Annotated in this window: 23 protein-coding genes and 1 riboswitch; of the genes, 12 read left to right on the top strand and 11 right to left on the bottom strand. The window is 44.4% G+C overall.

The window, feature by feature from the left end; translation table 11 throughout:
* Nucleotides 1-103 precede the first annotated feature (103 nt).
* Nucleotides 104-256, top strand: coding sequence for a hypothetical protein (locus ACYVLS_RS06685; protein ID WP_460322738.1), 153 nt, complete (start codon nt 104-106; stop codon nt 254-256).
* A 285-nt stretch (nt 257-541) separates the two neighbouring features.
* Nucleotides 542-1,456, top strand: a complete 915-nt coding sequence (locus tag ACYVLS_RS06680; RefSeq protein ID WP_460322736.1) for a nuclease-related domain-containing protein — start codon at nt 542-544, stop codon at nt 1,454-1,456.
* 80 nt (nt 1,457-1,536) lie between these two features.
* On the opposite strand, the gene ACYVLS_RS06675 is transcribed toward ACYVLS_RS06680, so the two are convergent.
* From ACYVLS_RS06675 to ACYVLS_RS06660, 4 genes are all read right to left on the bottom strand, one after another.
* Complete coding sequence (locus tag ACYVLS_RS06675) at nt 1,537-2,427, bottom strand: MetQ/NlpA family ABC transporter substrate-binding protein (protein ID WP_460322734.1); 891 nt, start codon at nt 2,425-2,427, stop codon at nt 1,537-1,539.
* 22 nt (nt 2,428-2,449) lie between these two features.
* Nucleotides 2,450-3,136, bottom strand: coding sequence for a methionine ABC transporter permease (locus ACYVLS_RS06670; RefSeq protein WP_460322732.1), 687 nt, complete (start codon nt 3,134-3,136; stop codon nt 2,450-2,452).
* Nucleotides 3,129-3,866, bottom strand: a complete 738-nt coding sequence (locus ACYVLS_RS06665) for a methionine ABC transporter ATP-binding protein (protein WP_460322730.1) — start codon at nt 3,864-3,866, stop codon at nt 3,129-3,131. The genes ACYVLS_RS06670 and ACYVLS_RS06665 overlap by 8 nt, the downstream gene beginning before the upstream one ends.
* Before the next feature lie 731 nt (nt 3,867-4,597).
* Nucleotides 4,598-5,116 (bottom strand): type 1 glutamine amidotransferase domain-containing protein, encoded by a 519-nt coding sequence (locus ACYVLS_RS06660; protein ID WP_460322727.1) that lies wholly within the window; start codon nt 5,114-5,116, stop codon nt 4,598-4,600.
* Nucleotides 5,117-5,284: 168 nt separating this feature from the next.
* Here ACYVLS_RS06660 and mgsA point away from each other — a divergent pair, with 168 nt between their 5' ends.
* Genes mgsA through ald form a run of 3 tightly spaced genes read left to right on the top strand, consistent with a single transcriptional unit; the run spans nt 5,285 to nt 7,069 of the window.
* Nucleotides 5,285-5,707, top strand: coding sequence for a methylglyoxal synthase (gene mgsA / locus ACYVLS_RS06655; RefSeq protein WP_460322724.1), 423 nt, complete (start codon nt 5,285-5,287; stop codon nt 5,705-5,707).
* 12 nt (nt 5,708-5,719) lie between these two features.
* The gene (locus ACYVLS_RS06650; protein ID WP_460322721.1) at nt 5,720-5,917 is read left to right on the top strand and encodes a hypothetical protein; all 198 of its coding nucleotides are present in this window, start codon (nt 5,720-5,722) and stop codon (nt 5,915-5,917) included.
* A gap of 21 nt (nt 5,918-5,938) precedes the next feature.
* A complete protein-coding gene (ald, locus tag ACYVLS_RS06645; RefSeq protein ID WP_460322718.1) occupies nt 5,939-7,069 on the top strand; it encodes an alanine dehydrogenase in 1,131 nt (376 codons plus the stop codon).
* Nucleotides 7,070-7,403: 334 nt separating this feature from the next.
* Here the strand turns inward: ald and ACYVLS_RS06640 are convergent, their stop codons facing one another.
* On the bottom strand, nt 7,404-7,625 hold the full coding sequence (locus ACYVLS_RS06640; protein WP_460322716.1) for a DUF378 domain-containing protein: 222 nt from the start codon (nt 7,623-7,625) through the stop codon (nt 7,404-7,406).
* Between the two features lie 263 nt (nt 7,626-7,888).
* Here ACYVLS_RS06640 and ACYVLS_RS06635 point away from each other — a divergent pair, with 263 nt between their 5' ends.
* The 5 genes from ACYVLS_RS06635 to ACYVLS_RS06615 all read left to right on the top strand — a co-directional run bounded on the left by ACYVLS_RS06635 (nt 7,889) and on the right by ACYVLS_RS06615 (nt 12,976).
* Entirely contained in the window at nt 7,889-9,559 is a 1,671-nt protein-coding gene (locus ACYVLS_RS06635; protein WP_460322714.1) for a formate--tetrahydrofolate ligase, read from the top strand.
* An 11-nt stretch (nt 9,560-9,570) separates the two neighbouring features.
* Nucleotides 9,571-10,215 carry a cyclodeaminase/cyclohydrolase family protein gene (locus ACYVLS_RS06630; RefSeq protein ID WP_460322712.1) on the top strand — a complete coding sequence of 215 codons (645 nt, stop codon included), beginning with the start codon at nt 9,571-9,573 and terminating at the stop codon, nt 10,213-10,215.
* Between the two features lie 85 nt (nt 10,216-10,300).
* Entirely contained in the window at nt 10,301-11,149 is an 849-nt protein-coding gene (locus ACYVLS_RS06625; protein WP_460322710.1) for a bifunctional 5,10-methylenetetrahydrofolate dehydrogenase/5,10-methenyltetrahydrofolate cyclohydrolase, read from the top strand.
* Nucleotides 11,150-11,169: 20 nt separating this feature from the next.
* On the top strand, nt 11,170-11,751 hold the full coding sequence (locus ACYVLS_RS06620) for a 5-formyltetrahydrofolate cyclo-ligase (protein ID WP_460322708.1): 582 nt from the start codon (nt 11,170-11,172) through the stop codon (nt 11,749-11,751).
* 47 nt (nt 11,752-11,798) lie between these two features.
* A riboswitch (THF riboswitch) is annotated at nt 11,799-11,895 on the top strand.
* A gap of 121 nt (nt 11,896-12,016) precedes the next feature.
* Nucleotides 12,017-12,976, top strand: coding sequence for a folate family ECF transporter S component (locus ACYVLS_RS06615; RefSeq protein ID WP_460322705.1), 960 nt, complete (start codon nt 12,017-12,019; stop codon nt 12,974-12,976).
* A gap of 89 nt (nt 12,977-13,065) precedes the next feature.
* Here ACYVLS_RS06615 and ACYVLS_RS06610 read toward each other — a convergent pair whose 3' ends face one another.
* The 6 genes from ACYVLS_RS06610 to ACYVLS_RS06585 form a co-directional block, all read right to left on the bottom strand.
* The gene (locus ACYVLS_RS06610; RefSeq protein ID WP_460322702.1) at nt 13,066-13,485 is read right to left on the bottom strand and encodes a hypothetical protein; all 420 of its coding nucleotides are present in this window, start codon (nt 13,483-13,485) and stop codon (nt 13,066-13,068) included.
* A 53-nt stretch (nt 13,486-13,538) separates the two neighbouring features.
* Nucleotides 13,539-14,834: a Y-family DNA polymerase gene (locus ACYVLS_RS06605; RefSeq protein ID WP_460322699.1), complete on the bottom strand. Its 1,296-nt coding sequence runs from the start codon at nt 14,832-14,834 to the stop codon at nt 13,539-13,541.
* 672 nt (nt 14,835-15,506) lie between these two features.
* Nucleotides 15,507-15,944, bottom strand: a complete 438-nt coding sequence (locus ACYVLS_RS06600) for an organic hydroperoxide resistance protein (protein WP_460322696.1) — start codon at nt 15,942-15,944, stop codon at nt 15,507-15,509.
* Between the two features lie 111 nt (nt 15,945-16,055).
* Nucleotides 16,056-16,865, bottom strand: a complete 810-nt coding sequence (yidA, locus tag ACYVLS_RS06595; protein WP_460322694.1) for a sugar-phosphatase — start codon at nt 16,863-16,865, stop codon at nt 16,056-16,058.
* Between the two features lie 16 nt (nt 16,866-16,881).
* Nucleotides 16,882-18,219: an HD domain-containing protein gene (locus tag ACYVLS_RS06590; protein ID WP_460322691.1), complete on the bottom strand. Its 1,338-nt coding sequence runs from the start codon at nt 18,217-18,219 to the stop codon at nt 16,882-16,884.
* Nucleotides 18,220-18,320: 101 nt separating this feature from the next.
* A complete protein-coding gene (locus tag ACYVLS_RS06585) occupies nt 18,321-19,160 on the bottom strand; it encodes a lipoate--protein ligase family protein (RefSeq protein WP_460322688.1) in 840 nt (279 codons plus the stop codon).
* A 163-nt stretch (nt 19,161-19,323) separates the two neighbouring features.
* On the opposite strand from ACYVLS_RS06585, the gene ACYVLS_RS06580 reads away from it, so the two are divergent.
* Together ACYVLS_RS06580 and rpoE are read left to right on the top strand one after the other, a co-directional pair.
* Nucleotides 19,324-19,764, top strand: coding sequence for a YwiB family protein (locus ACYVLS_RS06580; RefSeq protein ID WP_460322685.1), 441 nt, complete (start codon nt 19,324-19,326; stop codon nt 19,762-19,764).
* 65 nt (nt 19,765-19,829) lie between these two features.
* Entirely contained in the window at nt 19,830-20,417 is a 588-nt protein-coding gene (gene rpoE / locus ACYVLS_RS06575; protein ID WP_460322683.1) for a DNA-directed RNA polymerase subunit delta, read from the top strand.
* The last annotated feature ends 562 nt before the right edge of the window (nt 20,418-20,979 follow it).

The following is a 20,979-nucleotide window of genomic DNA, read 5'->3' as shown; positions in this document are numbered from 1 at the left end:
CTATGAAGAAGAGTTTAGTCGGACGATACTCGTCAGCCGACGAGTATCACCATCATAAAGAGCGGGTTTGAGCTCTGCGAATGCAGCTTCGGTAGACTGAAGGGTGTCGCTTGAGGGAGTTAACCGAAGTGGGCTGGTGTTCGGCAAACTGGGAGAAGAAGCAGGGGGGAGTCTGCTGAAGACAGGTGTGGTTGGGTATAGTGGAAGCTTTAAAAATCTGGAGTTTGCCGAAGACTCCATAAGTTCAGCAAACTGAAATAGAAAATGGCTGGAGTTAACCGAAGAGGAGTGGACTTCGGTTAACTCATGTCAAAATACTGTTGGGTATGCCGAAGAGCCTATTCCTTCGGCGAACTGGTGAGCTCATAGGGGTTCAGTGTGCCAAAGATTACCGTCCTTCGGTAAACTCGGTAAAATTGACGTTTGAGTTAACCGAAGAGAGACGGTATTAACCAAAAACAATCAGAAATCCCCAGAAATTTAATAAAAAATAGTTACTTTTGAGTTAAAAAGACAATTTATATAGAAAGGAGGAGAAATAATGGAGGTATTAAAAGAAAGAGAGAAGTCGAAATTACTGAGAGGCTTGAATTTTTTAGATAGGCGATTGGAGTTGAACGAAAGCGATAAACGCTACCTGATTAATCTTCAGAAAGGATACAGTGGGGAGCAGTTTTTTGATGCCAGTGTAAGGAAAGTGATGGATAAGGAAGTTATTATACTGAATGATTTGTTTTTGCGAAATAAAGGAATTGCTTTTCAAATTGATTCTATGATTTTGACCGCGGACACTTTATTTCTATTTGAAATTAAGAACTATTCGGGAAAATATATTCGGCATGCTGACGGTTTCAGTACAGTGAAGGGGTATGAAGTCGCTAATCCTTTAATCCAGTTGAGTAGAATGGAGTCGTTTGTCCATCAGCTGCTGAATGAGTGGCATATCACCACCAAGATTGAAGCCAATATACTCTTTGTTGACCCATCATTCAGTCTGTATCATGCCAGAATCGAGGATCCGGTTATTCTTCCGAATCAGGTTGAGGAGTATTTGGAATCGATTAACCGAAAAAGCAAGGTGCTGTCTAAGGAGCAGTATTACCTGGCAAACAAATTCATCAAGCTTCATGAGACGGAGGTTTCGCACGATAGGCAGCTTCCATATTATTCTTATGAAGACTTGAAAAAAGGTCTGTCCTGCAAGGCGTGTGGCTCTTTTAACATGTTGATTACCCAAAGGTCATGTTACTGTAAATCCTGTTTTTCTAAAAGTTCAGTTGAGGAAGTCATTATGGGTAACATTGAAGAAATGCAGTTTCTGTTTCCTGACCTTAAAATCACAACAACTAATGTTTCCGAGTGGTGCGGCAATCCTGTTCACTTTAGAAAAGTACGCAGAATACTCAAAGACAACTATATTGCCGTGGGTTCGACGAGTGATCGGTTGTACGAATAAGAATAGCGGACTCAATGATATAGAAAAAGCCAGACCGCCTTTTAAAAAAAGAGTAGTCTGGCTTTCTTCATTTGTTATTTTTACTCATTCACATCAAAAGCAGGTTCCAAATGGCCATTTTCTGCCAGTTCTTCTAGGAAATCATAAACTTCCTGGCTGGTAAAAGCTTCGTGTAAAGCCTGAATGACGTCGGAGTCCTGATTGCCTTCACGAACGACTAGCTGCTGAGCGAAGGTAAATCCTTGATCGTCTTCTAAGAAGACGGCATCTTCAGGGGTCAGTCCAACTGATTCGATATAAGTTGGGTAGTTGAAGACGAGTTCAACGCCGTCCTCATAAGCGGCAGACAAGTTGAGCAAGTCAATGGTAGTGAAAGTGAAGTCGTACGGGTTTTCTTCCACATCATCAACGGTCGCATCAAAGCCGACACCGTCCGCCAGTGTAATCAACTCATAGTCAGCAAGAATCATCAAAGCTCGGGCTTCATTTGTAGGGTCACTTGGAATAGCAACTTCTGCACCTTCTTCGATATCATCGATGGAATCATAGACTGGGGAGTAGAAGCCGACAATGGCATTGTAAATTGGCTGGATAGCCACTAAATCGCCATCGCGTTCCGCATTAAACATTTCCATAAAAGGTTCATGCTGTGCAAAGCTGGCATCCACTTCATCGTTTAAAACAGCTTCATTGTATTGAATGTTATCAGACACTTCAACGAGTTCAACCGTGTAACCGTCTTGAATTACTTCTCCGGCAATTTCAACAACATCTGTCATCGGCGGCAAATGAGAAGCGACTTCGATGACAACATCTTCACCCGTGTCTTCAGTAGTATCTTCACCTGATTCTTCAGTTGTTTCTTCTTCATCGATACCTGTATTTTCTTCACCCGTATCGTCAGTCGCGGTATCGCCACAAGCTGCAAGCAGCAAAGCCGTACTTCCTAGCAGTAAACTTTTCTTTAACATAATCGTTCTCTCCTTTAAATGCTTATCGTTTATCCAGATTCTTGGCTAATTTGAGTCCAAGCCACTGGAATATTTCCACTAAAATAATGATTAGTACAATTGCAGTATACATAATATCTGTTTCATAACGCTGGTAACCGAAGCGGATGGCAAAGTCGCCAATTCCGCCTCCGCCAACCACGCCCATAATGGTTGAGTAAGACACAAAGCTGATGACGGCCGTCGTAAAGCCAATGACCAGACTGCTTCTAGCTTCAACATATAAAAATTTCCACACGAGCTGCCAATGCGTTGCGCCCATAGACTGTGCCGTTTCGATGATGCCTTTTGGTACATCCATCAGAGACTGTTCAACGAAACGCGCATAGAGTGCTATGGCTATGACAACCATCGGAAAGGAGGCAGCGACTGGGTCGCCTGTCGCCCGCCCGTAAACCTGCCGCACAAAAGGCTGCATGGCTACAACCAGCAGCAGAAAGGGGAAGGAACGGATAATATTGACCAGGATATTGATTAGTCGATTCACCCAGCGGTTTGCCATTGGCCGGCCATCCGCTGTCAGGTAAAGCAGGGTGCCTACAGGAATACCGAGTAGGATGGCCGCAACCATGGCGAAAAACAGCATAATCCCTGTTTCCCATAAACTTTCAAACAGCCGGGGTGAAAACTCGATGACTCGTTCAATATAAAGTGCCATAGATTCAGTCATGTGCCAGCACCTCGATTGCCCGTTCCAAATAAGGCTTTTGGGGGATCGGCTTATCTGACTGCTTGATATCAATAACATCCTTAATTTCGCCGGCTTCCATTAAAGCTGCCCGGTTGCATAAACTTTTAATGACAGGCAGTTCATGCGTGACGACTACGCTGGTCATTTTAAATTCATCATGCGCTTTTTTCAGGACTTCGACAATCTCTTCGGTCGTGTTCTGATCCAAGGCAGACGTTGGTTCGTCACACAGCAAGAGCTTAGGCCGTGTAATTAATGCACGCGCTATTCCGACACGCTGCTTCTGACCACCACTGAGCTGACTTGGGTAACTGAACTTCTTGTCTTTTAGTCCGACAAATTCAAGTACTTTATCCACACTCATACGGTCGGGATAGTCGTGCAGAGTCAGCGGCAGGCTTACATTCTCGGCAACTGTTTTGTTATTAAGCAGATTGAACTGCTGAAAGACCATCCCAATCTGTTTCTGCTGGAGTCGCAGCTTTTTTCGATTGAGTTCTGTCAGCCGAACGCCATCTACCATAACCATCCCGCTGTCCGGTTTTTCGAGTGCATTAATCATGCGAAGCAGTGTCGACTTTCCAGCCCCGCTCTCGCCGATGATGCCAAAGGCTTCTCCTTTGTCCACATTCAGGCTGATTTGATGTAATGCTACAAGATTTTTTTCTTTTTCATAAAATGTTTTTTCTATGTTTTGGAGTCGGATCATCCGTCTATAGACCTCCTATAACAACAAGCTGTTTAAACAACACAGCTAATTATATGTACTCTAGAGGAGCGAAGCAATAAAAAGGAAAATTTAAAGTGCTTGGACCAGATTATTGTAAAAGGACTAAGGGTGGGGATCAAGGATGAAAGAGCTTGGAAAGACTATGGTTGAAGGGGTTTGCGTGTTGGACAGTAGTGGAGCTATCATAGAATCGTTATGTAATAATAAAAACAATATTGTACTTTTAAGACGCTTATGATACAAAAAACCACCTGCAGACAACGCCGCAGGTGGCAAAAAAGGAGTGGTGACCTGACACTTGGAGGAGTGCAGGTAACCAAAAATAAGTTGGTTGTTGTGGGTATGATTAAAGTATACGGTTGAGATTTGAATTTAATATGAATTTTTAAAGATAAATTCATGATTTTATTTACTGGGCTTTCTTGAGACGGGCGACAAAAAACCACCTTTTCCTCTAGAAAAGGTGGTTAGGGGATAAGACGAATTGTCTTACTGTCATTTGAGAGTAGACCATTCAATTCGGGGAGAATGAATAACGGTCTCAAATAGTTTATCTTTTCAAAGAATAAGCAGATTTTTCGGGGGATCCACCTGCTATTCTTTTTGGGGAGAAAAGAAACGTGTACTTTATTTCCACATTGATAGTTTATCAAATTCGCTCGTGTAAATCCTTAAAGTTCGCTAAGCATTTATCATATAAAAATGAAAATTTACTCACCAAGTGCATCGAGCATGGCATGATTGAATGCCGGCAGGTCATCCGGGGTACGGCTTGAAATCAGACCGGACTCATCTATGACGACTTCCTTGTCATGGAAATTAGCACCCGCATTTTTCAAATCGATAGCGACTTGGGAAACGGAAGTGATGTCTTTTCCTTTCAGAACTTCAGCATTAATCAGCAGCTGAGGGCCATGGCAAATTGTAAAAATCGGCTTCTTGTTAGTTGAAAAGTAACGGGTAAAGTCCAGGAAGCGTTCATCCTTACGCAACTTGTCTGGAGAATAACCACCCGGAATGAGGAGAGCATCAAAATCTTCTGGTGAAACGTCTCCAATTCCCTTGTCAATCGTTACCTTTGTATCCTCTTTTTTACCTGTGACTGTTTCACCGGCTTCAAATCCAATCGTTGTCAACACATGTCCTGCTTTTTCGAGTTCTTCTTTAGGTGAAGTGAATTCGACATCTTCAAATAGGTCTGTCATTACTACAGCAATCTTCTTGCTCATTGTTTTAACTCCTCCTTATTTTCTCATCTAATTATAGTGTAACCATAAGAAAAAACAGGAGCAAGCGATACGTTTTGTAACCGTTTTCTTATTTGCAAACTTTTTGCTATATATTTATTTTTTTTATGTTATGATGAAAAAAATAACTCGAAACGGAGGGGTAAGGGAATGAACATTGCACTGATTGCACACGATAAAAAGAAAGATGATATCGTGAAAATTGCTCAGTCGTATACTGAAATTCTGGAAAAACACGATTTGTTTGCGACGGGCACAACGGGAAAGCGCATTGCTGAAGAAACAGGCTTAGATATACATCGCTTCAAATCGGGTCCGCTTGGAGGTGATCAGCAGATTGGTGCGTATATATCCGACAACAAGATGGATCTGGTTATTTTTATTCGGGATCCGCTGACTGCTCAGGCACATGAGCCGGATATTTCTGCACTGCTCAGGCTGTGTGATGTATACGAAATTCCACTGGCAACCAACATTGGCTCAGCAGAAGTTCTGCTTAGAGGGCTCGATGCCGGCTTTTACAGTTGGCGTGAGGTGTCAAGAGGTCAGGACAGAGACACGCTCCATTTTTAGAGAGGTGACAGAATGCTGCTGATTATTGGAATTGCAATGATACTTTACGGGTACATTACCTTCAAGTATTCGCATAAAAAAGGAACAGGGAAAGATCGAAATAACCAATCGGCTCAACTGCCTGAATGGTTTCCGCTGATGCATAAATTCGGCGGCCTGTTATTAATTATTATTGGTCTATTATTGAGTTTAACCTACTTTATTTTATAGAGAAATGAGGAGTTAACTATTATGATTATTGGCGTACCTAAAGAAATCAAGAACAACGAATTTCGTGTGGCACTTACTCCAAGCAATGCAGAACGACTCGTAAACAACGGCCACCGTGTGTTAATTGAGTCGCAGGCTGGTGAAGGCAGCGGATTTGAAGACGATGAATACAGCAGAGGCGGAGCTGAAATACTGAACTCAGCTGATGATGTGTGGGCTCAAGCCGAGATGATTATGAAAGTTAAAGAACCACTGGAAGAAGAGTACCGTCAGTTTAGAAAAGGACTGATTCTGTTTACCTATCTGCATCTTTCAGCAGTTCCAAAACTGGCGCAGGCATTAATTGACAGTGAAGTGACGGCCATCAGCTACGAAACAGTTGAGAAAAAGGGCAAGTTGCCGCTTCTCACACCTATGAGTGAAGTAGCGGGACGGATGTCCGTTCAAATTGGCGCGCACCATCTGGAGAAGAAATCAGGGGGATCCGGTGTCTTACTTGGAGGCGTACCGGGTGTAAGCAGTGGAACGGTAACCATTCTCGGCGGCGGTGTCGTTGGAGAAAATGCCGCTCGAATGGCTATCGGCATGCGGGCGAAAGTTAATATTATTGAACTGAGCACTGAGCGCATGCGTGAACTGATTCAAATGTTCGGCAATAATGTCCAGACACTGATGTCGACGCCTGCCAACATTGCGAAAGCTGTTGCAGAATCTGATTTGGTTATTGGTGGTGTCCTTATTCCCGGCCGCAAGGCGCCGAAGCTGGTCACCGAAGACATGGTGAAGTCTATGAGAAAAGGTTCTGTTGTCGTTGATATTGCCATTGACCAGGGTGGAAACTTCGAGACGCTGAATGAAGCGACCACACATGACGAACCAACGGTGGTCAAGCATGGTGTGCTCCACTATGGCGTGGCCAATATTCCAGGAGCTGTTCCGAAAACATCAACGATTGCCTTGACTAACGACACGATGCTGTATGCCCTGAAACTTGCTGATTTGGGAGTGGAAGAGGCTATGAAAAAAGACGAGGGACTGGCAGCAGGCATGAACGTCTATAAAGGAAAAGTGACAAACAGAGCGATAGCTATGGATCTTGGCTATGAGTATACGGAATTGTCCGACTTGTTCAGTCAGCCGGTTGAAGTATAAGCAACTAGCTGATCCTGTTTAAAGGCATAAAAAAAGCTTATCTCAATTGAACGGGCTACTCAGGAACTGAAGTCCAAGTAGCGGTTCAAAAGGGATAAGCTTTTCTATTGTCTAGCTAAACCAGTCTGACACCGTTCGAAAAAAGAGGTTTGGACAGCTGACGCATACTAAATGACTAAGCTGCTAAAGCAGCAAGTCTATTAGCAATTGCGCAGTATGCTCTTCTTACGCATACTGTTTCTCTACGCATTAAAATGCTAGAGCCTCAGCAATTCGGGGCCACAAACTCTATTTTTTTGAAGGTGTCAATGCGGACTTGTTTAGCTTTTCTAAGTTATCTGTCTCGTAATCGGCTGCCGCCTCTTGGGGTAAAGGAATAATACTTGAAGCACCAGAGCGCGCTCAATCCGATGAGGATATAGACAATACGGACGCCCCAGTCATCAGGACTGCCCAGAACGGTTTCGACAATATTGAATCCGAATAAACCGATGAGTAATAAATGTATGCCACCTATAATAAGTAAAGTAAGTGCTGCACGGTCTAAAATTTTCAAATGACTCCCTCCTTCTTAGTGATTATAGTCTAATGATACGAAATTTAAGTATAAATGTCGATTGTTTCTCATTAAAGTAGGAGAAAGTAAACAGATTTTTTATGAAAAGAAGAAAATGAATAGAATTTACTTTTGGGGGTAGGCAACTTTCAACTCTATGTTATACTGAAAAAGTAACAGCCAATCCGGTAATGTAAACACTTACATCGCCGGAACTGTCCAAATCTTGGACACTGCAAATCAAACAATCAGGAGGGGTACACATGGTAAAAAGCGATATTGAAATAGCACAGGCAACGAAGATGGTTCCAATTGAAGAGATTGCTCAGAAATTAGGCATTGACGGTGATTCTCTGGAGCATTATGGAAAATATAAAGCTAAAGTAGACTACAGTGCCTTACATAACCACCAAGGCAAAAACGGCAAACTGATTCTAGTTACTGCCATTAACCCGACTCCCGCCGGAGAAGGCAAGACGACGACATCTGTCGGACTGGGAGATGCCTTGCAGAAAATCGGCAAAAAAACAGCGATTGCTTTGCGTGAACCTTCTCTTGGCCCAGTATTTGGCGTTAAAGGGGGCGCAGCTGGAGGAGGCTATGCTCAAGTTGTACCGATGGAAGATATCAACCTGCATTTCACTGGTGATATTCATGCCATAGGCGCAGCGAACAACCTTGTTGCAGCAATGGTTGACAATCATATTTATCAGGGGAACGAACTGAATATCGATCCAAGACGGGTTACCTGGAGACGGGCTATTGACATGAACGACCGTCAACTGCGCGCAATTGTCAGTGGTATTGGTGCCCGTACTAATGGTATGCCTAGAGAAGACGGCTTCGATATCACCGTGGCTTCTGAAATTATGGCTGTACTGTGCTTGTCCAATAATATGGATGAAATGAAGACCAAGCTGAAAGATTGTCTCGTAGGCTATACGTATGACAATGAACCGGTCAGATTAGGGGAGTTAAAAGCTGAGGGAGCTGTATCTGCCCTGTTGAAAGATGCCCTGAAACCGAATCTTGTTCAAACGCTTGAAAAAACGCCTGTCTTCATTCACGGTGGCCCATTTGCTAATATTGCCCATGGCTGTAACAGCCTGCTTGCGACAAAAATGGCGCTGGCTCATGCTGATTATGTAGTGACAGAAGCCGGCTTTGGAGCGGATCTGGGTGCTGAGAAATTTATTGATATTAAGTGCCGTATAGGCGGACTCAACCCCGATGCTGTTGTGATTGTAGCGACCATTCGTGCTTTGAAAATGCATGGCGGTGTCAAGAAAACGGAACTGGCTGAAGAAAACACTGAAGCGCTGAGAAAAGGCCTGCCTAATTTGCTTAAGCATATTGAAAATGTACAGAATACTTTTTCACTTCCAGCAGTGGTAGCCATTAATGCCTTCCCTGGAGACACAGAGGAAGAACTGGCTGTACTCAAACGTGCGATAGAAGACACAGGTAGTAAGGTTGTTCAGTCAGATGTCTGGGCAAAAGGTGGAGAAGGCGGAGTGGAGCTCGCTGAAGAAGTGGTTAAATTGACTGAAGACGACTCCAGCTTGACCTACGCTTATGAGCTGAGTGATTCAATTGAAGAAAAAGTAGATAAAATTGTCCAAAACGTTTATGGTGGAAATGGAACAGAGTGGACTAAAAAAGCTAAAAATATGGCTAAGCGTCTGGAGAGACTGGGGTACGGAGATCTGCCTATCTGTATGGCGAAGACACAGTATTCGTTATCCGATAATGCAACTGCTCTTGGACGTCCGGAAGGCTTCAGCGTCAACATCAGAGATTTAACGGTTTCAGCCGGCGCAGGCTTTATCGTTGTCCTGACCGGAAATATCATGCGTATGCCAGGCTTGCCGAAAGTACCTTCCGCGGTCCAGGTTGATGTGAACAACGAAGGTAAAATCTCCGGCCTGTTCTAAGGAGGACAACAATGAACGAATTAACTATTGAAGGATACCTGACAGAATTGGGCAAGAAAGAAGGCACGCCCGGCGGAGGTAGTGCAACGGCCTATATCGGCTCCATGAGTGCCGCCTTGATTCGTATGGTAGCTGACATTCAAAAAGATAAGAAAAAGTACGCTGAATACAAAGAAACAATAGAAGAGGCGCTGGAGAAAGCCCATGCCCTCAGACAGACTTTTGAGCAGCTGGCCAAGGAAGATGCTGTAGCTTTTGAGCCTGTTCTAAAAGCCTATAAGCTGCCGAAGGATACGGAAGAAGAAAAGCGCGAACGAAATGAAGCTGTTGAGAAAGCAATAAAAGGGGCGGCCAAACCGCCGTTAATCATGCTCGAGAAAAGTCACGACCTGCTGGATCTGATTGAAGAACTGACAGAAATGAAGATGAAGGGAACCATCGTCAATGATTTGATGGTGGCTGTACTCTTCATGAGTACGGTTCTGGAAACGGCGGTATTGAATGTAACCATCAATACAAAACTGCTTTCTGATGAAAAGGCGCGCTTTGAACTGGAAGAACAAGCTCAAGAGCAGCTGCTGTCAGGCAAGGAGCGCATCAGCCGTTTATATGAGCAGATTCATTACTTTTTAATGACGAATGAATGGGCAGACTAATTCAGGTGAATGAGCGGGCAGTACGTGCTGATTGCCGTACTGCCCGTTTTGTTCGCTGACTGATTTGTAGTTGAGGAGGCACACTATGACAAAAGAATTAAAAGGCAGACCGGTAGCCAAAGCACTTTTGGAGCGGACGGAGAAAACCATCGAGGATCTGAAAAAAATTGACTGTCAACCGACGCTAGTGATTGTAAGGGTTGGAGAAGACCCGTCGTCTATCTCTTATGAAAACGCCGCTGTTAAAACAATGAACCGTGCAGGTGTTGCAGTGGAATCGGTGATGTTCGATAAAGAGGCGCAGGCGGAAGAGGTCCTTAAGGCTATTGAAGACTTGAACAGAAACGCTAATATTCACGGTATCCTTGTGATGCAGCCCCTTCCTGACTCGCTATCGCGCAATGATATTGCCCGCTGTCTCGATCCGTCTAAAGATATTGACGGCCTGACGCCGGAAAATCTGGGACGAGTAGTCGAAAACGATCAGACAAACCTTGCTCCGAGTACTCCCAAAGCGGTTATGGCATTGCTGGATTTCTATGATATTGATGTGGAAGGAAAAGATGTCTGTGTCATCGGAAGCAGTCCGGTGGTCGGCAAACCTCTGTCCATCATGCTTTTGAATGAAGAGGCCACAGTAGCGAATGTTCATGTGAAAACAAAAGACACGAAAATGTATACCCGACAGGCGGATATTGTCATTTCAGCTACCGGTGTAGTGGAGCTGGTGACCGCCGACCATATAAAAGAAGGAGCCGTTGTTATTGATGTCGGCTTCGGCTACAAAGATGGAAAAGCTGTCGGCGACGTCAAATACGATGAAGTGTTTGAAAAAGCAGCTGCAGTAACGCCGGTTCCCGGTGGCGTAGGGTCCATTACAACGGCTATACTGGCCGAACAGGTTGCACAGGCTGCCTGGAATCAGCGTACGTAATAGAGCGGGGAGGAAGCTTAATGAGTAAAGAAACAATGCGAAAGAGCATGATGCTTTCGCTGGATAAAATCGGACGATTGGAGCGTTCCCGTGTTGAAAAAAAGATGCATAATCACCTTTTTAACTCGCTGTTATGGCAGGAAGCGCAGTGCATTGCTTTGACGGTGTCCGGGGAAGGCGAATGGGATACCCGGCCTGTTATTAAAAAGGCATGGAGTGAAGGAAAAAGAGTGTGTGTACCTAAATCGATTCACAGTGACCGGGTTCTGCATTTTTACGACCTGACCTCTTTTGATCAGCTTGAAAAAGGCTATTTTGGCATTGAGGAACCGCGGACGGATAAAACGGTTCGCTGTGAGACAGAGACCATTGAGCTGCTGATTGTTCCTGGGCTTGTGTTTACAGCTGCGGGTTACCGTATTGGTTTCGGCGGCGGTTTTTTTGACCGATTCCTGAAAGATTTCAATAAGCCGACAGTCTCTCTGCTGCATTCGAACCAGATTGTGGAGTCTTTCCCGATTGAACCTCATGATGTTCCGGTCGATTTTCTCATCACAGAAGAGGGGATGCAGAAAGCAGAATTGAACAAAGAAATATTGTGAGGGTGGCTTGTGAACCTGAGGCAACTCACATATAATAAAGATGGAAAATAAGAGTAAGAGAAAAACGTTAAGTGCTGGATGGATGGGATGTTGCCTCCAGACGAAAAAACGGTGGTTTTGCGATTTTTCTCTGCATCCGCTTTAAAACATAGCTGTTTTTTAGCGAGGACTCTTTAATTTTACTGGGGCTACCGTACTCAGTTGAATGCCCTTTTCTGGTCTCACGACTTGGAAAAGAATTTAAAATTAAAGGAGATCTTCGATTATGACATCAACACCCTTTACTGACAGTCGTCAGAACAGATTTTTACATTATATTATTGTGGGTGTGCTGGCCCCAGTGTTTCTGTCCTTTGCAGTACCGTACCTCAGGACTCAAACCGGTACAACCGGCATGGCCTACTTTTTAGGTCAGTACGACAGCTGGCAGCTTGTTTTAGCCGACAGTCTGTTTTTGTTCCTGTTTACCGGTGTCCTGTTTTCATTAGGCGCTTTCGTGCTGAAAAAGCTGAGGGATGAAAGCACCCTAATCAGCCTGCTTCTGGGCTTACTGATTACTGGAGCTTCTTATATCCTGTTTTTACAGAATGAAATTCTTCAAGTTCAGGCCATTTACGAAGGAAACGGTGTGATTTATGCCATTTCTTTCCTCATGTATGCCTGGCTTCTGATTTACCGGGCCGTGAAACTGTCTGAATGGCAGCTCGGCAATCACACAAGAGGGATTGCTATTATCGGCCTCCTCATTGCAATGAATATTACACTGGGATATGTCGGTATTACTACCCCTATTGTACGGATTACCTTTGCGTTTCTGCCAACTGCTCTAATTGGGCTCCTTTTCGGTCCGTGGGTAGCCGGTGTGGCAGCTGTTTTAGCAGATGTTCTAGGCTTCATTGTGAGAGGCGGCGTGGGTGGTTTCTTCCCTGGCTTCACGCTTTCGGCCTTTCTGACAGGTTTAATTTATGGTCTGTTTCTCCATAAGCGAGAGGTCTCCACAAAACGCGTGATTATGGCTGAAGTTGTTATTGCCTTGTTTATCCACTTGACGTTAAATACATTGTGGCTCAGAATATTAACGCAGAATCCGATTGCGGTTTTACTTCCGCCAAGACTGATTCAGAATGCCGTGACGATAGTTGTCCGCGTATTTACGGTTCGATTTATTGCCAACAACAAACAGTTAAGAAGAGTCTATATGAAATATTCTACGGCCAGACACTAACAGGCTGAAAAAGTGAACACCCCGGACTAGAGTGAAGCGTGTATCTTCCTCTTTGTCCGGGGTGTTTTTGTATTTATATTAATGAAAGATTAGTCAGGAGAAGACTGGCGCTGGTATTTTGCATACCATTCGACAGACTGTATCCACTCCACGTGCCTGATATCTTCGAGCTTCAGTTTAGTGAGGGACTGGTTGCGGCGCTTCAAATAAATACAATCTTCTTTTACTCCTGCTATGATGCCTTCAATATCCGGCAGATACTGGCCGTCTTTTACTATATCCAGCTGAAGAGCGATTGGTTTTTTCAGGGTATAGCTTTTGTAAAGAAATGTGCTGACTTCCTCGTCAGACAGTTTTTCTTTTGGGAGAATAAGGGCAGTTTTTGTGCTGTTTTTCTGCTTTTTCAAGGCTTCGGCGTGATCCGACAGCATCATACCCATCCATTTCATCTTGCCCCGGTCTTTGTACCCCAGTGCATCTGGGGATAGTTTAATGACTTCCTGTGCCATCTCAACTCTCCTCCTTTATTAATAAATTATGTATACAGGTTTTGTCCAGTTCCCTATTTTTCTTTTCCGGAACGATGCCCGCCGAGCAGTTTAGACCGGTACAGTGCCATTCCTCCGTTTGCCAGGCTGCTGGCATGGAGAAGAGACGTATAGCCGAACTTGTGGCGTATGGAATCGATGGTCCGGTCAAGGTCTTCCTGATTAATAAGGGTCTCGGCCGATTCGAACAGAGAAAGCTGCAAGGCCGATTTCGGTTCTATTTTTCCAAAGGTGACATTGACTACACGAATCGGAACGGGTTTGTAGTGCCGGTTGAACAGAATAAGTAGGCCTTCGATAATCTTCTTGGAAGAATCTGTTGTTTCAATAGGCAACTGGTGGCTGAAGCCGCGTTCGTCAATATCTTTTGAAAAACCAATACTGAGTTTGACCAGACCGGTCGTCAGATAGTGCCGGCGAAGCCGTGTGGCATTCTCTTCAGCCATTTCACGGATAACAATTTCCACCTCGTGTTTTTGAGTGTAGTCCCGATTCAAAATCTGATTCTTGCTGAAAGAGGTTGCCTTAGGGACAAAGGTTTCAGACAGGCGGGTACGGTCTATACCGTGTGAATGAAAGAAGAGTTGCTCGCCGATGACGCCGAACCGTTTTTTCAGTTTTTTTATGTCCGTCTGCGAGAGGTCGTGAATGGAACGGATTCCCATATTCTGAAGGTGTTTTTCTGTCCGGGATCCGATTCCCCAGAAGTCTTTCATCGGAGCAATTTTCCAGACTGTGTCCTGCACATCTTCGTAGTGCCAGGCGGCTATGAAATTGTTCTGCTGATCATGTTTGGCTGCGTGATCGAGAGCCAGTTTGGCCAGAAGCGGATTGTCGCCAATGCCGACCGTGACGACCAGGTTCATCTCCTTCCAGACTAGGTACTGTATATGTCTGGCAATATCTTCGGTACTGCCAAACAAGCGGTGAGAGTGGGTGACATCGAGAAAGGACTCATCAATGCTGTAGACATGCAGGTCTTCCTCTGCCACGAAGCGCTTGAATATATTAACAATATCCAGATTTTTTTCTAAGTATAGGGCCATTCGGGGTTCCACTACGTCAATTTTAGCGTCTTTGGGTATTTCATACACACGGGTGCCTGTGCGCACGCCGTACAATTTTTTCACTAAAGGAGAGGCCGCAAGCACGAGCCCGCCGTTGTTATCCGGCTTACTGACAACTGCTACCTTCGCCTTCAGGGGATGCTCTTTTCTCTCGACAGCCTCAACTGAAGCGAAAAAAGATTTCACATCGATACACAAGATATCTCTGTAAGGTTCATTTGAGTAATCCATTATTTGCAGCATGATGTGTTCTCCTTAATGGGAATATATGTTTGTTTTAATTATAGGAACAAACATTCGTCTCGTCAAGGGGAACGCGCTCGGAAACAGAGTCCTTTTTGCTTGGTACTCAGAGTGTAAATTAGTGAGGAGCTTGCAAAACGCTTCAGCTAAAAGGTTTGGAAAGCGCATCTGTGTTAAAAAAGAAATTTGCAGGATAGTTGTGGCGGGTATTCGGTAAAGTGGAGGTGGGAATTGTTATGAGTCTGCTGAAGAGGCGAGCTATTCGGTAAAGTGATGAAGGATGGACGGTAGAGTCTGCCAAAGAAGCAGAGGGTTGAGTAAAGTGAAACAGAATTTAAGAGTGAGTTTACCGAAGATGACACATGTTCAGCAAACTGAATCATAAACGGCAAGTGAGTTTGACGAAGTGAGCCAAAGTTCAGCAGAGTCAGTAAAAAGTAGGCACTGAGTTTACCTAAAGAGAGGCGACTTCGGCATTCTCGAGTACAAAAACAAGCTGAGTATACTCAACCAGTAGTCACTTCGGCAAACTCACACGCTTGGGCACTTTGAGTTTGCCAAACCAGGCACACACCACATAAAAAAGCGGAAACCACCATCAGAATCAATGGGGTTTCCGCTTCTATTCAACTGAATGAACAGGAGGCCTGTTCATTACATTATTAGTATCTATTATTTGCCGTCTACATATGGGACAGCTTTAACGGTCGCTTCAATGTTGCCTTGAGTAGCTTTGGAATACGGGCAGAAAGCATGCGCTTTGTCTGCAAATTCCTGCGTTTTTTCTTCGGACATGTCTTTCATGCCGACTTCAATTTCCACGCTTAATTTAAAACCATTGTCTGACGGGTCTTTAAGCAGATGAACGGTCAAGGTAACCTGCGAGTCGTTTTCAATGCCGGCTTCTTTTTTGTAATGATCAAGAGCGGCATGGAAGCAGGCACTGTAGCCTAAAGCAAAAAGCTGCTCCGGATTTGTACCATTTCCACCTCCACCCATTTCTTTAGGCGTATCAATGTTCATTTCAACTGAACGGTCGGGTGAATGACTTTCTCCTTCACGGGCACCTGTATTGACTGCGGCAGTAGTATAAACAACTTTGTCTGGCATGCGTATCGCTCTCCTTTTATATAGTCTATTTTCAGTATAGCACTAAAAAAAAGAAAGGCTAAATGATAGCCTTTCTACAGAAAATATATCTTATTTAGTTAACAAAAAAGTCTACAGGGCAAACTTTTCAAGGGCTTTTGCCACACCGTCTTCAGCATTTGATGCGGTAATGTGGTCGGCCACGGCCTTGACTTTATCTGTCGCATTTTCCATGGCTACACCGATGCCGGCCCATTCAATCATGTCGATGTCGTTTCCACCGTCACCTAAAGTCATGACGGCTTCACGGGGGATGGAGAGCAGTTCAGACAGTTCCTTGACTGCAGTTCCCTTGCTGGCTTTCTTATTCAATAGTTCCAGGAAAAAAGGTTCGCTGCGTAAAATAGTGTAGCGGTCCCACAGTTCTTTAGGCAGACGGGCAATAGCCGCTTCCAGAACAGGTTCGTCGTCAATCATCATCATCTTGTTGTACTGGGTACTGATATTCATTTCGTCCGGACGACGGTAAAATAGCGGCAGTCCAATCAGGTAGGCTTCCCGTATGGAATAGGCACTGATGTCTCTATTTGGCGTGAAAATGCCTTCGTTATGAATCGCATGGAAGTGAGATCCAGCTTTTTCTGCGGCTTCCTGAAGAACAACATAATCCGAATGGTTCATCATATGCTGGACGACAATCTCGCCGTTTTTGACTTCTTGCACCAGGCCACCATTATAGGTGATGACATAATCATCATCGTCTTCCAGGCCAAGTTCTTCCAGGAAAGCTGTTGCACCGGGGAAGGGACGTCCTGTACAGATAACTATTTTAATTCCTTTTTCCTTCGCTTTATGCAAGGCATCTTTTACCGCAGGACTGATTTTGTGGTCCGGGTTCAAGAGTGTTCCATCTAAATCGATTGCAATTAATTCAACTGTCATGTTCAATCTCCTTCTATTAATCTTCAGGGTGAATGATGGCGCCGTTTAAAATGTACCGTTTAAAGGCATCGTACTCTTCCTGAAACATGTTGATGGCCTGGGCGTGTTCTTCAAGAAATTCTTTTGGAACAAACAGGCGATGATCACCATGCAGACTGCCGCTGAGCGTTTTGACTATCGGGCTTGCCGTGCTTAACTCAATCAAGGATCCATCGGAATGCATCAAGCGGATTGGTGTCTTGTTTTTCAGCTTATAGTCGTAAGGCAAATCGGAGCTGCTGTTTGTCATAGTGAACAATTCCTTATCATAATTGAGACTGCCTACAATGTCACGCAGTTTTTCAACAATTTCCTCATCCTGATCTTTTTTATAGGTAATAGATTTCAGGGGCTTACGGTTCAGAAACATTTTGGACAATTCGCTCAAATAGGCATCTTTACTTTCGGTCCAGAGGATAATAGCCGTTTGAAGCACGCCGTCATCCAGCTTCAAGTAGTCGTCCAGTTCGGCGTCTTCCTTAAAGAATGGCTCGAGAAGTTCAAAGGACGGGTAAAGGGTATCGTCTTTAAAGAGCTGTTTGGCCCGGAAAAGCAGACGGTCCAGCGTCACTTCCATTCCGCGGGAAGCCGGGTGGAAGTAGACCTGCATATACATCTGAAAGCGGCTGACAATGTAATCTTCCACGGCATGCATCCCCTGGTACTGAAAGGCAATGCCATCTTTATACGGACGAATCACCCGCAGGATTCTAGATAAATCAAAGGCACCGTACGTGGCTCCGGTAAAAAAGGCATCTCGTTGAAGGTAGTCCATGCGGTCGGCATCAATCTGACTCGAAATCAGCTGAACGACCTGCGGGTTCGGGTGCTCTTTTGTAATGACGCTGGCGACCTGATTAGGAAAGTCGTGAGAGACCCGTCTGAGCACGGCGTTTATTTCTGTTTCTTCGGAAAGAATGATATCCGTTGTGATTTTTTCGTGATCCGTTTCAAATATCTTCTCGAACGTATGGGAAAATGGACCGTGACCGACATCATGCAGAAGAGCCGCACACAAAGTGACCAGTCGCATGCTGCAGTCCCATTCATCCGGATAATTGCGCTCAAACATATCCACAATTCGACGCGTCAGTTCGTACACGCCCAGCGAATGAGAGAAACGGGAATGCTCCGCACCATGGAAAGTGAACTGGGATGTGCCGAGCTGTTTGATGCGTCGGAGCCGCTGAAATTCTTTTGTATCAATTAAATCCAGTATAAGCGTATGGCGTACGTGAATGTAATCATGGACCGGATCCTTGAATACTTTTTCAATCGGCAGGCGATCCAATTTTTCATAGGAATCAATACTCATCTTGACTGCTTTCTGCCTGACCTCCCTGATAAAAAGGAGGAGCTGATATCAAGGCAAAAAGCGCTCCTTTCATAGCCCATCAGCACAATGGGGAAGTGTAATTACGGTAAAAGTTTCTCGTTTCTTTTTTTCATCTTGTCCAGACCCTCTTCATAAAAAGACTGCATCGTCGATGTCAATTCACCAGTGAGAACAGAAACACCCGCTGTTTTCAGTACCTCAGCCAGTCTGCCTTTTACATCGTCAACAGAAAGGGGCATATTGAAGGCGTCTTCCAGGGTAGTCATAGAGTCAGGATTGACATCGGGAAAGGTCCACTGGGTTTCGGTATCCTTAAGGCCTTTTTGGTAAAAGGACCGAATCATTTCAGCCCGCTGCTGCTGATTGCCGTTCACACTTAAGTAAATCATAATGGCAATACCGCCGCGTATGCGTCTCTGTGCCGTTCCCGCAATTTTTTTGCCTTGGATGCTCAAGTCAAAGGCACCGGGACAGTAGGAATCGCTCACTTCGAAAGCATCGATGGGCTCTGTCCTATCCGAAAAGGCAGCCTGAATGAGTCGATGCATGCGCGAGTAAGCCTCATCGATTTCCAGACGACTGTCTTCTTCTGGAAAGATAATGGAAAAGTTGAGAATGCCCTCGTCTCCGACAACAGCCAGTCCGCCTGAATTGCGAACCAAGTAGCTGTAGGAAAAATCACTGAAGAGTGAAAGAGCATCCTTCAAGAAAGGCAGTTTAGTGTCCATCATGCCCAAAACGACCACGGGCTCAGTCTGCCAGAAGTGCAATATGGGGTGAGTGGTTTCACCGGCCTCTTTGATAAAGGCATCCGTCAGCGCAAAGGGGGCATAGGGATGGTCAGTGTATCTGTCGGGCAGGTTATCGTAAAGATAATAAGGCTGTTTATAGTGCGTTAAAAAATCCAGAGAAGCTGTCATTCGTGTCCGTCCTTTATATCATCTAATTAGTATGGTGTTAAGTATACCAAAAATCAGTAGAATTAGGGGTAGGAAAAAAGATTGAAAGAGACGAACCGCTGGATTTATGATAAACTGAACGGGAGAGTAAACAGAAAGATAAGTAAAGGAAGGAGCAGCAAGTATGCCTTCGAAGGAACTGAAGAACGGCTTGCCGGCTGAAGTGAAAATGGAGACGTCTTATGTCCAGAATGGTGAAACGCACCATCACTCATTTGAAGAAAACGGCCGAATTGTCTATATCAACAACAGCTACTATATTCGATTTGAGGAAACGCATCAAGAAGGAACGGTACCTGTAACGGTGAAGATTAACCCGGATGGTGTGGTTCAGCTGATACGAAAGGGCGATCAGACGATGCGACTGGTTTTTGACAGCGAGGAAGTTACCCTTGCGAACTATAAAACACCTGCAGGAATCATGCCACTGGAAGTCACAACGGAGGACTTGCGCGTGAGTTATTATGATCGGCCCTTCGCAGGACGGGTAAAGGTAAACTATGCCCTCCATGTCAATCAGCAGAAATTAGGGGATTATCAGATACGGTTGCGTTTTACAACGTAATCATGTAGTATAAATTGGTTAAGTAAAGAAAAAGTGAACGCTATGATGGAAAGGACGTAAATGTCGTGGAATTAAATCAGTTTAAAGGACAGGAAAAAAATGAGCTGGCTATGGTGGATGTGGCTCAAGCAATTCTTGAAACAACCGGACAAGTAATGGAGTTTAATGATTTACTGGCAGAAGTAGCGGATTATCTTGAATTGGAAGATGACGTACTGGAACAGGAAATGATTCAGTTCTATACTGACTTGAACGTCAACGGGCGCTTCATTTCTCTAGGAGACAACCGATGGGGACTACGTGCCTGGTACCCGATTGACTCTATTGATGAGGAAATTACGCATGACAACGACGAAGAAGACGAAAGACCACGTCGTAAGAAACACAAAGGTTTCGATGCGTATGAAGATGAAGAAGCTGACGAAGAAGAGCTTGAAGAAGATGAGGAAGAAGAAGTAGTCACTTACGGAGACCGCGTCGAAGTCGATGAGCACGGGGTCATGGTAGACGATGATGACGAAGAAGATTTAGGCGAATATAAAGACGACCTAGAGGATTTGGGCGACGAAGAAGAAGACAGCGAAGAGCTGAAAGGCCTGAACATTGTGGACGATGAAGAAGTGCTTGAGGAAGACGAAGAGGAAGAAGAGTAATCCTTTAGTGATTAAATAGATGAAAGAAGCGTCCTGGACGCTTCTTTTTTTAGTTAAATCGTTAAAGTGGTCCACACACGAGGTGAATCGTGTGTGTTCCCTCTTGAAAAGCTTTTAGAGGGGTATTAAGTTAGGAATGTGGTCAGTCTCATCAGTTATTTAGTTTATTACTGTACTCCTGCTCCAGCTGGATACCACTGATTGACCTGAAAACGAATGAGTTGTATTAAATAATAGGTTTTTGCTACAAGTAAAATTATCCTTTCAATCGAGTTGTATTTAGAAAGCGCTGCAGGATAAAACCCGCCAATTCAAAAAAGCCCCAGTTGTATACAGACAGGAGTTCAGAATACAACTGACCAAATTTTTGAATCATGAGTTGTATCTAGAAAACCATTCTAAATACAAGTGAACGGTAGTTGTCGAACGGGTTGTATCTAATGTGCTCGATTTCATACAACTCACTTAAAATGATCCAACGACTCCTACTTAATATCAGAAAGGCTAGGTCAATTAACGAATGCTGGCATGGTTTTAGTTTAGGTAGCCAATCAGCCTATAA

Source organism: Alkalibacterium psychrotolerans (genome assembly GCF_054784355.1).
Note: the sequence above shows the minus strand (reverse complement) of the source record. Positions and strands in the feature narration are given on the sequence as shown.

Bases quoted from the DNA above. Each gene is read 5' to 3' on its own strand.
- ACYVLS_RS06680 (WP_460322736.1), top strand. From the start codon at position 542: ATGGAGGTATTAAAAGAAAGAGAGAAGTCGAAATTACTGAGAGGCTTG.
- ACYVLS_RS06675 (WP_460322734.1), bottom strand. From the start codon at position 2,427: ATGTTAAAGAAAAGTTTACTGCTAGGAAGTACGGCTTTGCTGCTTGCA.
- ACYVLS_RS06670 (WP_460322732.1), bottom strand. From the start codon at position 3,136: ATGACTGAATCTATGGCACTTTATATTGAACGAGTCATCGAGTTTTCA.
- ACYVLS_RS06665 (WP_460322730.1), bottom strand. From the start codon at position 3,866: ATGATCCGACTCCAAAACATAGAAAAAACATTTTATGAAAAAGAAAAA.
- ACYVLS_RS06660 (WP_460322727.1), bottom strand. From the start codon at position 5,116: ATGAGCAAGAAGATTGCTGTAGTAATGACAGACCTATTTGAAGATGTC.
- mgsA (WP_460322724.1), top strand. From the start codon at position 5,285: ATGAACATTGCACTGATTGCACACGATAAAAAGAAAGATGATATCGTG.
- ACYVLS_RS06650 (WP_460322721.1), top strand. From the start codon at position 5,720: ATGCTGCTGATTATTGGAATTGCAATGATACTTTACGGGTACATTACC.
- ald (WP_460322718.1), top strand. From the start codon at position 5,939: ATGATTATTGGCGTACCTAAAGAAATCAAGAACAACGAATTTCGTGTG.
- ACYVLS_RS06635 (WP_460322714.1), top strand. From the start codon at position 7,889: ATGGTAAAAAGCGATATTGAAATAGCACAGGCAACGAAGATGGTTCCA.
- ACYVLS_RS06630 (WP_460322712.1), top strand. From the start codon at position 9,571: ATGAACGAATTAACTATTGAAGGATACCTGACAGAATTGGGCAAGAAA.
- ACYVLS_RS06625 (WP_460322710.1), top strand. From the start codon at position 10,301: ATGACAAAAGAATTAAAAGGCAGACCGGTAGCCAAAGCACTTTTGGAG.
- ACYVLS_RS06620 (WP_460322708.1), top strand. From the start codon at position 11,170: ATGAGTAAAGAAACAATGCGAAAGAGCATGATGCTTTCGCTGGATAAA.
- ACYVLS_RS06615 (WP_460322705.1), top strand. From the start codon at position 12,017: ATGACATCAACACCCTTTACTGACAGTCGTCAGAACAGATTTTTACAT.
- ACYVLS_RS06610 (WP_460322702.1), bottom strand. From the start codon at position 13,485: ATGGCACAGGAAGTCATTAAACTATCCCCAGATGCACTGGGGTACAAA.
- ACYVLS_RS06605 (WP_460322699.1), bottom strand. From the start codon at position 14,834: ATGCTGCAAATAATGGATTACTCAAATGAACCTTACAGAGATATCTTG.
- ACYVLS_RS06600 (WP_460322696.1), bottom strand. From the start codon at position 15,944: ATGCCAGACAAAGTTGTTTATACTACTGCCGCAGTCAATACAGGTGCC.
- yidA (WP_460322694.1), bottom strand. From the start codon at position 16,865: ATGACAGTTGAATTAATTGCAATCGATTTAGATGGAACACTCTTGAAC.
- ACYVLS_RS06590 (WP_460322691.1), bottom strand. From the start codon at position 18,219: ATGAGTATTGATTCCTATGAAAAATTGGATCGCCTGCCGATTGAAAAA.
- ACYVLS_RS06585 (WP_460322688.1), bottom strand. From the start codon at position 19,160: ATGACAGCTTCTCTGGATTTTTTAACGCACTATAAACAGCCTTATTAT.
- ACYVLS_RS06580 (WP_460322685.1), top strand. From the start codon at position 19,324: ATGCCTTCGAAGGAACTGAAGAACGGCTTGCCGGCTGAAGTGAAAATG.